Here is a 14,420-nt window from a genome sequence, read left to right as displayed (position 1 = left end):
CGTCATGCCGCCGGGTTATCCCTGGCCTGTCGCCGATAACCCCACGGCATACCCGCCCGGGACTACCCGCGCCGCGCCAGGCAAGAGATCGTCGAGGAATGCTGCCCCTCCCGGCACTGCTCGCGCTGACGACGACGGTCTTCCTCGGCTGCCTCACCGAAGTGCTGCCCGCCGGGCTGCTGCTGGGCATGTCCGCGGATCTGGGCGTCTCCCCGTCGGCGACCGGGCAGCTGGTGACGGTCTACGCGATCACCGCCGCGCTCACCGCCATCCCGCTCACCACGATGACCCTCCGGGTGTCGCGCAAACGCTTGCTCCTGGCGTTGATCGTGGGTTTCCTGGTGACCAACCTGCTGATCGCGGTGTCCTCGTCGTACCCGCTGATCCTGGCCGCGCGGGTCGTTTCCGGCGCGCTGACCGGGGTGATGTGGTCGCTCGTGGCCGGCTACGCGATGCGCCTCGCCCCACCGGCGCTCATCGGGCGCGCACTGGCCGTCGCCATGTCGGGCACCCCGATCGGGTTCGCCCTCGGCGTGCCCGCCGGTACCGCGCTCGGTGAACTGGCCGATTGGCGCTGGGCGTTCGCCGCGATGGCGCTGATCACCGTGCCGCTGCTGGTGTGGGTGCTCGTCGCGGTGCCCGCCCTACCCGGGGAACCGGCGGGCCCCACTCGCCCGTTGGCCGCGTCACGGCTGCCGGGTATGCGTCCCGTGCTGGCGACGGTGGCGTTGTTCTCGTTGGGGCACAACGTGGCCTACACCTACATCGGCCCGGTCCTCGCCGGGATGGACGTGGCGGGGATGCTGGGCGCGGCGTTGCTGGTGTTCGGCTGCGCCACGGTCGGCGGGCTGGTCGCCGTCGGTGCCGCGCTCGACCACCGCCCGCGCGTCGTTCTGATGGTCTGCACGGGGCTGACGGGCGCCGCCATCGTCCTCATGGGACTCAGCGACGGCGTCCACGGCCTGGTGCTGCTCGCCGCCGCGTTGTGGGGGCTGGCGTTCGGTGGCGCGCCCACCGCTTTCCAGGCCGTCACCGCGCTGATCGCGGGCCCCACGGCCGACGCCGCCCAGTCGCTCACGATCGCGGCCTGGAACGGCGCCGTCGCGGGAGGAGCGCTCGTCGGCGGCGTGCTGCTGCCGCTGGGAACGTCCCTGCTTCCTTGGTGCGCCGCCTTCGTGGTGCTCCTGCCACTGCTGTTCAGCCGGCGAGTCGTGCTTTCAGCGCCCGCGGATCAGTGCCCGACCCGACGATGAGCGGCCAGATGTCGGAGCCGAGGAACCCGGTCTCGTCGGTCGCCACGGTCGCGCCGCAGGCGTCGCGCTCCAGTCCGTTCCTGGCCGCGACCTCGGCGACGGCGTCCTTTGTGGACTCTCCGAACACGCCGTCGGCCGGGACGGCGAACCCGCGTGCCCGCAGGAGTTCCTGAGCCATCCGCACTCGCGGTCCGGTGTCGCCGGGCTTGAGCAGCGGCCACTGGGGCAGGTCGACCTTCGGTGACGCGGAGCCGAGCAGTTTCCCGACCTCGGCGCGCAGTTCCGGAAGCCGGTCGTACAGCACGGTCCCCGGGCATTCGGTCGAGTTGAAGTCCCGGTGCCCCTTGATGAACTCCGGCGAGATCCCGTACTGCGAAGCGATGTACGCGACCATCTTCACCAGCGAGTCCCAGAGCGCCGGAGTGACGTCTTCCTTGCTGTAGAGGCCCTCGTTCTCGATCCCGATACAGGTGCTGTTGTTGTTGCCGACATTCGCGCCGAGCACGTGCCGGGTCCCGCCACGCAGGATCTCCAGGCTGCGGTGCCTGCCCTCGGTGATGTGCCCGCCGCGGCTGTTCGTGAACTGCTGGCCGCTGTCCACCCAGCCCCGCGTGTCCATGTGGAAGTTCTGGATCGAACGCGAGGCCCAGTAGGCGTGTTCGAGCGTGTAGTCGGTGACGTTGCCGGGTTCGACGGTGTGGTGCACGACGATGTACGTCGGCTTGTGGTTCTGCACCTCGATCACCCCGTTCGGCGGCCGGGCACCCCAGGCCGCCGTGGCGTGGATCGTCGGTTCTCGTACTGCCCCGGGCGCCGCGGCGGCGGCGGAAGTCGTCGCTGTCCCCAGTAGCCCGACGGCGCTCGCCGTCAGGCCGCCCTTGAGCGCGGTACGTCGGTCGAAGTCGGCCACGGGCGTAACTCCCATCATGCGCGTTGGCCGGAAAGCTAACCCGCCGGCACGCCGAAGACAACCATTGACCAACTTTTGTCGTAATACGTCAGTGTTCGCCAGGGAGTGCGAACAGGCCGTCCCCGGTCTGTTCGAGCAGGCCGTCGACCAGCAGGGAGTCGAGGCAGCGATCACGTTGCCCGGATTCGTCCCAGACGAGATCCAGCCGTGCCTTTTCGACCGGTCCTTCGGTGCCGCGCAGGACGTCGAGCAGCAGCCCGCGCACCTGGCGATCGGTACCGGCGAACTTCTGGACCTGCTTCGGGGGCCCGGCGTAGGCGGGTTTGCCCGCGTGCTGCCAGGCGCAGTCGTCGTAGATGGGGCAGTCCGCGCAGCGCGGCGACCGGGCGGTGCAGACGAGCGCGCCGAGTTCCATCAGCGCCGCCGAGAGCTTCGCGGCGGGCGCGTCCTCCTTCGGCAGCAGCGCCTCGACGTCGGCCATGTCGCGGGTGTTCGACGGCGGTCCGGCGTCACCCGCGCCGTGCACCGCCCTGGCCACCACGCGCCGGACGTTGGTGTCCACCACCGGCGCCCGCTTGCCGTAGGCGAAGGCCGCGACCGCGCGTGCGGTGTACGCGCCGATCCCCGGCAACGAGAGCAGAACGTCCACATCGGACGGAACGACGTCGCCGTGCTCGGCGGCGATGACGGTCGCAGCGGCGTGCAGCCGCAACGCGCGCCGCGGGTAGCCGAGCTTGCCCCAGGCGCGCACGACCTCCCCCGGCGAGGACGCCGCCAGCGCCGACGGCACCGGCCAGCGCGCCATCCATTCGAGCCAGATCGGCTGGACGCGCGCGACCGGCGTCTGCTGCAACATGATCTCGCTGACGAGCACGCCCCACGCGGTGCACTCCGGCTCACGCCAGGGCAGGTCGCGCCCCACTTCGCCGAACCACTCGATCAGCACATCCGCGTCGACGCCCACCCGGCCAGCTTAAAGAAGTACGTGAAGGCCCCCTTCATGTACCTAGGCGCAAGGAAGGGGGCCTTCATGTACTTCTGTCAGCGCGCGTCGGCGACCTCGGACAACTGCCCCGTCTTCACGTCGTAGACGAAGCCGCGCACGTTGTCGGTGTGCGGCAGGAAGTCGCTGCGCCGGACGCGCTGCACCGACCGGCGCACGCTGTCCTCGACCTCGCGGAACGCCTCGACCGACCAGGTCGGGCGCAGCCCGCTGGCGGCTTCGAGTTCGTCCTTGAAGTCGTCTTCGGTGACCATGGACAGACCGCATTCGGTGTGCTGGACGATCAGCACCTCGCGGGTCCCCAGCTTCCGCTGGCTCAGCGCGAGCGAGCGGATCGTGTCGTCGGTGACGACCCCGCCCGCGTTGCGCAGGATGTGTGACTCGCCTTGGATCAGGCCGAAGAGCTCGAATGCCCGGATACGGGCGTCCATGCAGGTCAGGATCGCCACGTGGAGCGATGGCCTCGGGGAGGAGCGGTCACCAGGAGTGACATCGCCCAGCTCCTGATTTCGTTTGAGCAGTACGTCGATGGAGGTCACCGGACCATTGGAACCGGACAGGCCGGGGGAGGGCAACATTTCAGGGCTCATGTCACGGCCCGAACCAGCGTTCTTCGGCCGTTCGCGGTGGCGCCGACGTGCGGCCGACCCGCAATTCCGTCTGCAGGGTGATCACCTTCGGCCCGACCCGGTCGGCCGCGCTGAGCAGTAGTTTGCCCGCCGCCTTGCCCTTCTCGAGCACCGGCTGGTGGACCGTGGTGAGCCCGGAGCGCTCGGCCTCGGTGATGCCGTCGAAACCGGTGACCGTCAGATCCTGCGGCACCCGCAGTCCCCGGCGTTCCGCTTCGGCCAGCGCACCGAGCGCGAGGATGTCCGAAGTGCAGATCACGGCGGTGACCTGCGGATACGCGTCGAGCAGCTGGCGCGCGGCCGACGCGCCGTCGTCCACGGTGTGGTCGAAGCGTTCGACCACCGGCACGGTCGCCCAGTCGACGCCCGCCGCCGAGAACGCGGCCGCCAGCGCTTCCAGCCGGATCCGCTGGACGTGGAAGTGCGCGGCGCTCTGCCGCTGGATGGAGACGAAGTCGTCGTTGCGCTCGCGGGCCAGCCGCATGCACAGCACGCCGATCTGCCGGTGACCCAGCGAGATGAGGTGTCCGGCCATCGCGGTGACCGCGGCCGCGTCGTCCGGGCCGACCCGGTCGACGCCGTCCACCCGCGGCTGGTCGACGATCACCGTCGGCACCGGGCGCTCCAGCACGGCACCCAGATGCGGGTCGTCGTCGGGCACCGAATAGACGACGAAACCGTCGACGCCGGCGCGATGCACGGCCGCGACGTCCTCCCGGCCCGGGCTCGCCGGGACCAGGTGCAGGCCGACGCCCGCGTCCTCGCAGGCCAGCGCGAGCCCTTCGAGCACGCCGATGGCGGCGGGATCGCGGAAGGCGTAGGAGAGGTTTTCGGTGAGTAAAAGACCGACAGCGCCCGCCTTGCGCGTCCGCAGTGAACGGGCCACCGGGTCCGGACCCGGGTAGCCGAGGCGGCGCGCGGTCTCGAGGACGCGTCGGCGCAGCTCAGGAGACAGCTGGTCCGGTCGGTTGTAGGCGTTGGAGACGGTGGTCCTCGACACACCGAGCTCTGCGGCCAACGACGCCAGTGTCGCCTGCCTCCTGGTGCGGATAGGACGGCCCATCCGCAAACCGTAACGGTTCAGAACGTTTTGCAGAAGCATCACCCGACGTGTGGCAGGTCTCGATTCAGAGTGACCCTGGGTACAGCTCTCACCTGGATGGCGGGCGCCTTCAGCCGGATGGGGTACAGTTGAATCTGACAACGGTTTCCATTACCCGGCAGCTGGGACACCTGGCCTGGGCATCCGCAGGAGTGCAGTAAATGAATTCCCGCCGTACTAAGAGTGTTTTCGCGGCCGTGTCGGCCTTGGCCGTCCTCGCGCTCGGCGCGACGGCTTGCGCGTCCGGTGACAAGGCGTCGACGGCTTCCGGCCCGCAGAACGCGTCCGCCGCGAACCCGGGCGGCGGCGAGAAGATCAAGGTCGTCGCCTCGACCGACGTCTGGGGCAGCGTCGTGACCGCGGTCGGCGGCGACAAGGTCGAGGTCACCTCGATCATCCACGACCCCTCGGGCGACCCGCACTCCTACGAGACCACCGCGAGCGACGCCATCGCCGCGAAGAACGCGAAGCTGACGCTGTCCAACGGCGGCGGCTACGACGAGTTCTTCTCGAAGCTCGCGGACCAGGCCACCGACGCGCAGAAGCTGGTCGCCGTGGACATCGCCGCGACCGGCAACGAGAACGAGCACGTCTGGTACAGCCTGCCCGGCGTCGAGAAGATCGCCGACCAGGTCGCCGCGAAGCTCGGCGAGATCCAGCCCGCGTCGAAGGACGCCTTCACCGCCAACGCGACCGCGTTCAAGGGCAAGACGCAGGAACTGCTGAAGAAGGTCACCGGGCTGGGGGCCTCGGGCGGCAAGGTCGTCGCGACCGAGCCCGTCGCGCACTACCTGCTCGACAGCGCGAAGGTCACTGACGCGACTCCGCCGGCCTTCGCCGAGGCCGTGGAAGCGGAACAGGACGTGCCCGCCGCCGCGCTCAACCAGGTCAAGCAGCTCATCTCCGGCAAGCAGGTCAAGGCGCTGATCAACAACGCGCAGACCACCACCCCGGTCACCCAGCAGGTCGTCGGCGACGCCAAGAGCGCCGGGATCGCGGTCGTCGACGTCACCGAAACACTTCCCCAGGGTGTGACCGACTACATTGCATGGATGACCAAGTCGGTGGACGCGCTGGCGGGAGCACTGAAGTAGTGACCTCCGTACCTCCCGAGGCGCGTCCCGCGGTCCGTGTCCGCGGGGCGAGCCTCGCGTTCGGCACCAGGACCCTCTGGTCCGGGCTCGACCTCGACGTCGAGCCCGGCGAGTTCCTCGCGATCCTCGGGCCGAACGGCTCAGGGAAGAGCAGCCTGCTCAAGGTGCTGCTCGGTCAGCAGGGACTGCCGGAGGGCACGGTCGAGATCGCGGGGCGGCGCCCCGGTGGGCAGAACCGGCGGATCGGTTACATCCCGCAGCAACGCGCCCTGGACGAGGGCCTGACGATGCGCGGGGTGGACCTGGTCGGCCTCGGCCTGGACGGGCACCGGTGGGGGACCGGGCTCTTCGGGATTTCGAAACGACGTCAGCTGGTGTCGCGGGCGATCGAGTCCGTCGGAGCCCAGGCGTACGCGAAACAACCGGTGGGCCGGCTTTCCGGCGGTGAGCAGCAGCGGCTCCGCGTCGCGCAGTCGCTCGTCGGCGACCCCGAAGTCCTGCTGTGCGACGAGCCGCTGCTTTCCCTCGACCTCGCGCATCAGCGTGCGGTGTCCGAGCTGATCGACGAGCGGCGGCGTTCGGCGGACACCGCCGTCCTGTTCGTCACCCACGAGATCAACCCGATCCTGTCCTCTGTGGACAGGGTGCTCTATCTGGTGAACGGCCAGTTCCGGGTCGGCAAGCCGGACGAGGTGATGAACTCGGAGACGTTGTCCGAGCTGTACGGCACGCGGATCGAGGTGCTCAAGGTCGGCGGGCAGATCCACGTCGCCGGGGCGCAGAGCGCGCTGTGCGAGGACGAACCCCACCGTATCGACGAACAGGTTTCGTAGCGCCGTGGACAAGATGTTCGACTTCGCCCTCACCGGCGAACTCCTCGGTCTCGACTTCGTGCAGACGGCGCTGCTCGCGGCCGCCGTGCTCGGGCTGGTGGCCGGGGTGCTCGGCCCGCTGGTCGTCATGCGGCGGATGTCGTTCGCCGTGCACGGCACCGCCGAACTGGCCTTCACCGGCGCGGCGGGCGCGCTGCTGCTCGGTATCGGCGTCGAACTCGGCGGCCTCGCGGGCGCGGTCATCGCCGCCCTGCTGATCGGGATCCTCGGCGGCCGCGAGTCCGAACGCGACTCGGTGATCGGCGTGATCCTCGCCTTCGGGCTCGGCATGGGCGTCCTGCTGCTCTCGTTCTACGAAGGCCGCAGCGCCAACAAGTTCGGCATCCTCGTCGGGCAGATCATCACCATCGACTCCACCAACCTGAACCTGCTCGTCGGCGCGTCGGTCGTCGTGCTGGTGGTGCTCGCGGTGATCTACCGGCCGCTGCTGTTCGCCACGGTCGATCCCGCGGTCGCGACGGCGCGTGGTGTGCCGGTGCGGCTGCTGTCGCTGATCTTCGCCGTGCTGGTCGGGATTTCGAGCGCGCTCGGCGTGCAGATCGTCGGCGCGCTGCTCGTGGTCTCCCTGATGGTGACCCCGGCCGCCGCGGCCGCGCGGGTCACCGCGAGCCCGTGGAAGGCGACCGTGCTGTCGATCGTGTTCGCGGAGATCGCGGCGCTCGGCGGGATCATCCTCTCGCTCGCGCCGGGGAAACCGGTGAGCGCGTTCGTCACGACGATCTCGTTCGTGATCTACCTGGTCTGCCGCCTCATCGCCTGGCTGCGCGGCCGCTCCTCGCGGGTCCGCGTCGAACCGACGGCGACACCGCAGCCGGCGTCGCGCTAGCGGATCGGGTGCTCGGCGAGCGCCTTCTTGACCGCTTCGAGGAAACCGGGGTCGATGAACGCCAGCTGTCCTCCGGCCACACTGCGCTCCACGGCTTCGAGGACCACGGCGTTGGCGTTCACGAAAGCGTCGACTGCTTCGGCCTGCGACGTCTTCGGAGTGAAATGCGCCAGCATCGTGAGGTTCGTGAACGCGCCCGAGAGATACCGCGAAGACGCCTTCGTGAACGAGTCGCCGTAGATCAGGACCTTCTCGTCGACGGTCCCGATCAGCGGGCTCGCGGTGCGGTACACCGGCCGGTCGATGTCGCCGTTGGTCTCGCCCGCGCGCTCGACCAGGCCGTCCGGGCGGAGGCTGTAGAGCGTGTTCGTCTTCGTGCCCTGTTTGCTGATCAGCGGCGGCAGGTCGGCGGCCGCGTCGTACTGGCCCATGGGCACGCTCACCCAGGTCTGCGTGACGCCCGGTTTGATCGCGTTCGCGATGGCGCGCGTCATCACCAGCGCGCCCTCGTCGGCCCAGTGGGTGTCGTTGGGCGGGTAGATCGGCCGCTGCACCCGGCCTTCGGACGCGCGCAGCTCGGGCCGCAGATCGATCGCGCGGGCGTCCTTGAGCATCCGGTGCCAGGTGGTCGCCTCGGCCGAACGCGAGCAGTCCTTGCCGGGATAGGTGTCGGGCAGGAACTGCGGGACCATCGTCGACTTGTCCGGCGCGACGACGAACTCGAACCGCCTTCCGGACTGCTCGACAGCGCGCCGCAGCTCGTTGATCTTGGCGATGGTTTCGGGCAGCGGCCGGGACGGATCACATTTCGCGTCGGCGTCGTAGCCGTAGTACAGCCAGCCGTCGCGGCCCTGGACGACGCGGCGATAACCGGACGCGGCGTTCGGCGTCGGGCCCTGGGTGGGTGCGGTCTTGGACTGCGTCGGCGCGGGCGGAGCGGGAATCGGGCCGGCCTGCTGCTGCGGTGGCGGCTGGTCGAGCGGGGCACCCTCGCCGAAGACGCCGCGGCTGATCGCGTCGGCGGCGGCGATCGCGCCAGGCCGGAACGACAGCTGGTCGATGGCCCAGGTCGGCAGGTCGGTGAAGAAACCCCAGCCCTTGTCCAGGCCCGGGAAGCTCGCGAGCTTGTGGTTCTCGATCTCCCCCGGCCGCACGCCGAAGACCCACAGCAGGGCGGGGGTGGTGAAGAACAGAAGCGCGCTGATCAGCGCGGTCAGCTGTCTGCCGCCGTGGCGGGGACGGTGCAGCGCGTGCTCACGCGGAAGCCACGCCTCGTGGACGGCTGGCAGTTGCTGGGATTCGGACGCCACCCCTCCACCGTAATCACCCCGTGTCACCCGCACGTGAGAACCGCCCCAAAGCGCGTTTAGCGGGCTAAACGCGATCCGGCCACCCGCCCCAGGCTGGTGCCCCGGATCGCGATTAGCCCGCTAAACGCGGGTCGGCCGCGGGTCGCGTTTAGCGGGCTAAACGCGATGCCTCAGGACACGGGGGGATGCCCGCCAGCGGACACCCCCGACCCCAGCCCCGCGCCCCGGATCGCGATTAGCCCGCTAAACGCAGGTCGGCCCCCAAAGCGCGTTTAGCGGGCTAAATGCGATCCGGCCAACCGCCCCAGCCCCGCGCCCGGATCGCGATTAGCCCGCTAAACGCAGGTCGGCCCGCATCGCGTTTAGCGGGCTAAACGCGACCCGGCGTCAGTGGAGCATGAGGAGGACCTGCAGCTCACCGACCAGGAAGCCGATGGCCCCGCCGACGGCGATGAGCTTCCACTCGTCCTGCCGGAACGCCGGCCGCAGCAGCCCCTCGAACTCCAGCGGCGTCAGCCCGAGCATCCGCCGCTCGACGATCTTCGCGACGTCCATCGCTTCGGTCAGGTATCCCTCGGCATGGCGGATCGTCGGCGGCAGGCGCTCCAGCGCCTTCCGCGCGGCCGCCTGCTTGATCTCGCGCAGCCGCGGCCCGCCGACGGCCATCGCGACCATGGGTTTCGCGATGCTCGCCTGCTCGTCGACGGCCTGCGCCACCAGCCGTTCGACCAGCGCGTACAGCCGGTCCGACCGCGGCCCGCGCAGGACGGCGTCGAGCAGGTTCGGCACGGTGAGGATCTCGTTCGCGATCATCTCGCCGTACTGGTGCGCGACCTCGGCCCGCCGCCGCTGGAACTTGCCTTGCAGGATCACCCGGCCGACCCGCACCGGCTCGCGCGGCACGAAGATCAGCTTGATCGCCAGCCAGTCGGTGAACAGCCCGATGCACCCGCCGAAAATCGGCAGCACCCAGGGTTCCTTCGTCACCGCCCAGACGAACGCCTGCACGACGCCGAGCCCGAAACCGAAATAGATCCCTGTGCGCGCGATGAACGCCATCTCCGGCCGTGACGTCTCGCGGATCAGCCGGACGAGCAGCTTCTTGTCCCTGGTCAGCCGCTGCACGGTCATATGCTGGAAGTCGAGCACCTCGTCGAGGTTCTCGGTCATCTCCGCCATGAACCCGCGCACCAGCCGCGGCGTCGACGCCTGGACCTGCTTGATCAGCAGTTCCTGCGCCATCGTCGGCATGACCTCCCAGAGCCTGGGATGGTGCTGCTCCAGCACTTCGCGGGCGACCTCGTCCACAGCCCGCAGCAGCGGCTGCTCGATCTCGCGCGTGATGATCGCCGGGTCGATCCGGCGGAAGACCTCCTTGACGTCCAACAGGTTCGACGTCAGCAACTCGGTCGCGACGGCGGCCATCCGCCCACCGTGCTTGGGCACCACGCCCTGCCAGCCGAGGAACGGCTTGATCCCGACGAAGTCCAGCGGTTTGAACATCATCTCGATGGCGACGCGTTTGGTGACGTAGCCGATCAGCGCGGCGACGAACGGGATCGCGGCGTACAGCCACCAGTGCCGGGCGAGGTCGTCCAGGACGGCGTCCACTCCGACCTCCTCGCTCGTGGGATGGGAAACGGTATCCGGTGCACGTCAGTGAAGCAGCAGAAGCACCTGAAGTTCACCGACAAGGCCGCCGATCACCGCGCCGACCGCGATCAGCTTCCACTCGTCCTGCCGGAACGCCGGACGCAGCAACTGCTCGAATTCCAGCGGGTTGAGCTGCCGCATTCTGTCCACAATGGTGTTCCGGACGTCGAGCGCGTTGACCGCGTAAGCCTCGGCGTGCCGGATCGTCTCGGGGATCCGTGCCGCCGCTTTCGCCGCCGCCGTCCGCTTCATCTCCTGGAACTTCCTGCTCCCGACGGCCATCGCGACGAACGGCTTCACGACGCTGGCCTGTGCGTCGATGGTCCGCTGCACCTCGCGGGTGATCATCGTGAACAGCTTGTCCGACTTCGGCCCGCTCAACACGGCTTCGAGCAGGTTCGGGATGGTGATGATCTCGCGCGCGATCATGTCGCCGTAGTCCGCGGCCACCTGGTCCTTGCGTTTCTGGAACACGCCTTGCCAGGTGTAGAAGCCGAAGAACCGCTTCGGCTCACGCGGCAGGAAGATCATCTTCAACGCGATCCAGTCGGTGAACCAGCCGATGCCGATACCGAACAGCGGCAGCACGATCGGCGACTTCGTCAGTGCCCACACGAGCAACTGCACGCAACCGAGTGAGAAGCCGAACACGATCCCCGACCGCGCGATGAACCGCATCTCCGGTCGCGAGATGTCGCGGATCAGCCGGTTCAGCAAGGCCTTGTCGCGCACCAGGTTCGTCACGACCATGTGCTTGAGGTCGAGGACGTCCTCGATGTTCTCCGCGATCTCGCCCATGATCTTCGTGATCGCGCGCGGCGCCTCGGCCTGCACGCGGTTGAGCAGCATCTGCTGCGCGGTGTTCGGCAGCACCTCCCACAGCCGCGGCTGGTACTGCTCCATCACCTCGCGGGTGACGTCCTCGATGACCCGCAGCAGCGGTTGCTCGATCTCCTTCGCCACCTGCGCCGGGTCGAGCCTGGCGAAGATCTCCTTCGGGTCGACGAGGTTGTTCGTCAGCATCTCGGTGGCGGTGGCCGCCATCCGTTCGGCGTTCGCCGGCAGCACGCCCTGCCAGCCGAAGAACGGTTTGACGCCGACGAAGTCCACCGGCTTGAACATCATCTCGATGGCGACGCGTTTGGTGACGTAGCCGATCAGCGCCGCGATGAACGGCATGCTGACGTACACCGGCCAGTGCTCGCCGAGATCGGCGACGACGGCGTCCACTCGAAGCCCCTCCCGCGTCTTGCTAGAGGGAACCTAGCCGCCTGTCCTCAATGGAGGAGTAGCAGGACCTGAAGTTCACCCACGAGTCCGCCGATCACCGCGCCGACCGCGATCAGCTTCCCTTCGTCCTGCTGGAAGGCGGGTCGCAAGATCCCTTCGAACTCGAGAGGGGTCAGTTGCTGCATCTTGACGACGATCGTGTTGCGGACGTCGAGCGCGTCCGTGGCGTAGCTCTCCACGTGTTTCACCGTTTCGGGGAGATACGCGATCGCCTTCTCCGCCGCGGCCACCTTCATCTCCTGGTACTGCTTGCCGCCGATGGTCAGCGCCACCAACGGTTTCGCGATACTCGCCTGGGCGTCGATGGTCCGCCGGACCTCACGGCTGATCATCGAGAACAGCTTGTCCGACTTCGGCCCGGTGAGCACGGCCTCCATCACGTTCCGCACGGTGAGGACCTCGTCCGCGATCAACGCGCCGTAGTCGCGGGCGACCGCTTGGCGGCGTTTCTGGAACATGCCCTGCCAGCCGAAGAACAGGAACCGGCGGGGCTCACGCGGATAGAAGATCATCTTCAGGGCCAGCCAGTCCGTGACGAACCCGGTGACGAAACCGAAGATCGGCATGATCAGCGGCTGCTTCGTCAGTGCCCACGCGACGAACTGGACCAGGCCGATGACGAAGCCGAACCAGATCCCGGATCGGGCGATGAAGCGGAGTTCCGGGGTCGCGACCTCCTTGATCAGGCGGCAGGTCAGCGATTTGTCCCGGACCATCGCGTTGATCAGCATCTCGTTGACGTCGAGGACCTCGTCGATGTTCGTCGACACCTCGCGCATCAGCCGTGCGACGACCTTCGGCGCCTGCGCCCGGACCTGGTCGACCAGCATCCGCTGCGCCCGCGTCGGGAGCAGTTCCCAGAGTTTGGGCTGGTACTGCTCCATCACCTCGCGGGTGACGTCCTCGACGGCCTTGAGGAGCGGCTCCTCCAGTTCCTTGACGACCTCGTCGGGATCGAGCCGGGAGAAGATCTCCTGCGGATCGACGAGGTTCTTGGTCAGCAGGTCGACGGCGGTGGTCGCCATCCGCCGCGAGTTGGCGGGGATGACCCCCTGCCAGCCGAGGAAGGGTTTGATCCCGACGAACTCCAGTGGCCGGAACATCATCTCGATGGCGACGCGTTTCGTGAGGTAGCCGATGAGCGCGGCGATGAAGGGCATCGTGGCGTAGACGTGCCAGTGCTCCCTGATGTCGTCCAGGATCGCCGAGATGTCCAACCGGGCCTCCCCTGCTTACGGCCTGTCAACAATGCAGGATGCCATGTGATCGGCCGGTCACACGCCGAGTGCAGCCGTTTGGCGGTACTACCCGACGGGCCCAAGCTCATTAAGGTGTCCGCCATGGTCGCTCCTGAGAAGACGGCGCCTCAGGCGCCCTCAGCGAAATCGCCCCAGTTCGCGGGCGCCGTCCGCGGATACGACAAGCGCCAGGTCGACGAGCGGCTCGCCGAACTGTCGACCGAACTCAAGCAGACCTCGCGCAACCGCGACGAGGCCGTGGCGACCGCCGGTGAACTCACCAAGGCGCTCGGCCACGCCCAGAAGGAACTGGACGAGACCAAGGCCGCCCTCGTGCGGATGAGCGCGAGCCCGTCCGGCGCGGGCGCGATGGCCGAACGCGTCCGCATGATGATGCAGCTCGCCGAGGAGGAGATCGCCGACCTCAAGGCGGCCGCGGAAGCCGACGCCAAGTCGACCCGCGCCGAAGCGGACAGGTACGCCCACGAGACGCAGCGCGCGAGCGACAAGGCGGCCAAGGACGCGCAGGCCGAACGCGAGAAACTGGCCGCGGACGCCAAGGCCGAGATCGAGCGGCTGAACTCCGAGGCGGCGCAGAAGCGCAAGGAACTGGACATGGAGAGCGTCCGGACTCGCGCTGCCGCGGACAAGAAGGCCGAGGAGGCTTCGGCGGCTCGTCGTGCGGAGGCGAAGAAGGCATCCGCGGACAAGATCGCGGAAGCCGACCGGATCTCGGCGGCCAAGCGCTCCGAAGCCGAGCGGCTTTCGGCGGAGAAGATCGCCAAGTCGGAGAAGTCTTCGGCGGAGGACATCGCCGCGAAGCAGGAGCAGGCCGCGGAGGCTCTCACCGACGCGAAGACCCAGCAGGCCGAAGCTCAGCAGGCCCGGAAGCTCGCACTGGAACTCCGGTCCAAGGTCGCCGAGCGGCTTTCCGCCACGGACGTCGCCGTCCAGGAGGCCATCAAGCTGCTGGCTCCCGCCCCCGAGACCCCCGCAGTCGCTGCCGCACCCAAGGCGGCCGAAGCATCCGACAAGCCGGCTCCTGCCAAGACCAACGGCCCACGCCCTTCCTGACCTCTCGACGCTGGACGACGGCGAACAGTTCGTCGTCGTCCAGCCTCTGGTGTGCAGTTCGGTACAGAACCGCAGGGAAGCTCATTGGCACGTTGTGCGCCCGCGGCGGCGGGGTCCGCTCGCTCGAGTGGGTCGTGGACTGTGG

The 14,420-nt window shown here is 68.5% G+C and carries 13 protein-coding genes; 5 read left to right on the top strand and 8 right to left on the bottom strand.

The features are described 5' to 3' along the window. Positions 1 to 98 precede the first annotated feature (98 nt). Positions 99 to 1,253, top strand: a complete 1,155-nt coding sequence (locus BS329_RS04265) for an MFS transporter (RefSeq protein WP_076155842.1) — start codon at positions 99 to 101, stop codon at positions 1,251 to 1,253. Here BS329_RS04265 and BS329_RS04260 read toward each other — a convergent pair. The 4 genes from BS329_RS04260 to BS329_RS04245 all read right to left on the bottom strand — a co-directional run bounded on the left by BS329_RS04260 (position 1,198) and on the right by BS329_RS04245 (position 4,858). Beyond that, positions 1,198 to 2,163 (bottom strand): peptidoglycan recognition protein family protein, encoded by a 966-nt coding sequence (locus BS329_RS04260; RefSeq protein ID WP_143252844.1) that lies wholly within the window; start codon positions 2,161 to 2,163, stop codon positions 1,198 to 1,200. The genes BS329_RS04265 and BS329_RS04260 overlap by 56 nt on opposite strands. Positions 2,164 to 2,251: 88 nt before the next feature. Further along, positions 2,252 to 3,127 (bottom strand): HhH-GPD family protein, encoded by an 876-nt coding sequence (locus tag BS329_RS04255; protein ID WP_076155840.1) that lies wholly within the window; start codon positions 3,125 to 3,127, stop codon positions 2,252 to 2,254. 77 nt (positions 3,128 to 3,204) lie between these two features. Continuing rightward, a complete protein-coding gene (locus tag BS329_RS04250) occupies positions 3,205 to 3,705 on the bottom strand; it encodes a beta-class carbonic anhydrase (RefSeq protein WP_076156800.1) in 501 nt (166 codons plus the stop codon). Positions 3,706 to 3,757: 52 nt separating this feature from the next. Beyond that, positions 3,758 to 4,858: a LacI family DNA-binding transcriptional regulator gene (locus BS329_RS04245; protein ID WP_076156798.1), complete on the bottom strand. Its 1,101-nt coding sequence runs from the start codon at positions 4,856 to 4,858 to the stop codon at positions 3,758 to 3,760. Between the two features lie 200 nt (positions 4,859 to 5,058). Between BS329_RS04245 and BS329_RS04240 the strand changes: the two genes are divergently transcribed. The 3 genes from BS329_RS04240 to BS329_RS04230 are packed head-to-tail and all read left to right on the top strand — an operon-like array spanning position 5,059 to position 7,710. After that, positions 5,059 to 5,991, top strand: a complete 933-nt coding sequence (locus tag BS329_RS04240) for a metal ABC transporter solute-binding protein, Zn/Mn family (RefSeq protein WP_076155838.1) — start codon at positions 5,059 to 5,061, stop codon at positions 5,989 to 5,991. Beyond that, positions 5,991 to 6,824 (top strand): metal ABC transporter ATP-binding protein, encoded by an 834-nt coding sequence (locus BS329_RS04235; RefSeq protein ID WP_076155836.1) that lies wholly within the window; start codon positions 5,991 to 5,993, stop codon positions 6,822 to 6,824. The genes BS329_RS04240 and BS329_RS04235 overlap by 1 nt, the downstream gene beginning before the upstream one ends. 4 nt (positions 6,825 to 6,828) lie before the next feature. Continuing rightward, positions 6,829 to 7,710: a metal ABC transporter permease gene (locus BS329_RS04230; RefSeq protein ID WP_076155835.1), complete on the top strand. Its 882-nt coding sequence runs from the start codon at positions 6,829 to 6,831 to the stop codon at positions 7,708 to 7,710. Here BS329_RS04230 and BS329_RS04225 read toward each other — a convergent pair. From BS329_RS04225 to BS329_RS04210, 4 genes are all read right to left on the bottom strand, one after another. Beyond that, positions 7,707 to 9,020, bottom strand: coding sequence for an alginate O-acetyltransferase AlgX-related protein (locus BS329_RS04225; protein ID WP_076155833.1), 1,314 nt, complete (start codon positions 9,018 to 9,020; stop codon positions 7,707 to 7,709). The two genes, BS329_RS04230 and BS329_RS04225, sit on opposite strands and share 4 nt — an antisense overlap. A gap of 387 nt (positions 9,021 to 9,407) precedes the next feature. After that, on the bottom strand, positions 9,408 to 10,631 hold the full coding sequence (locus BS329_RS04220) for a DUF445 domain-containing protein (RefSeq protein ID WP_076155832.1): 1,224 nt from the start codon (positions 10,629 to 10,631) through the stop codon (positions 9,408 to 9,410). Between the two features lie 45 nt (positions 10,632 to 10,676). Next, positions 10,677 to 11,903, bottom strand: a complete 1,227-nt coding sequence (locus BS329_RS04215) for a DUF445 domain-containing protein (RefSeq protein ID WP_143252843.1) — start codon at positions 11,901 to 11,903, stop codon at positions 10,677 to 10,679. 47 nt (positions 11,904 to 11,950) lie between these two features. Beyond that, the gene (locus tag BS329_RS04210) at positions 11,951 to 13,180 is read right to left on the bottom strand and encodes a DUF445 domain-containing protein (RefSeq protein WP_076155830.1); all 1,230 of its coding nucleotides are present in this window, start codon (positions 13,178 to 13,180) and stop codon (positions 11,951 to 11,953) included. Between the two features lie 123 nt (positions 13,181 to 13,303). Between BS329_RS04210 and BS329_RS04205 the strand changes: the two genes are divergently transcribed. Then, entirely contained in the window at positions 13,304 to 14,275 is a 972-nt protein-coding gene (locus BS329_RS04205) for a coiled-coil domain-containing protein (RefSeq protein WP_076155828.1), read from the top strand. Positions 14,276 to 14,420: the final 145 nt, after the last annotated feature.

The sequence above is a fragment of the Amycolatopsis coloradensis genome, from assembly GCF_001953865.1.
In the GTDB taxonomy this organism is placed as follows: Bacteria; Actinomycetota; Actinomycetes; order Mycobacteriales; family Pseudonocardiaceae; genus Amycolatopsis; species Amycolatopsis coloradensis.
The sequence above is the reverse complement of the archived record's forward strand: the minus strand, read 5'-3'. Positions and strand labels throughout refer to the sequence as shown.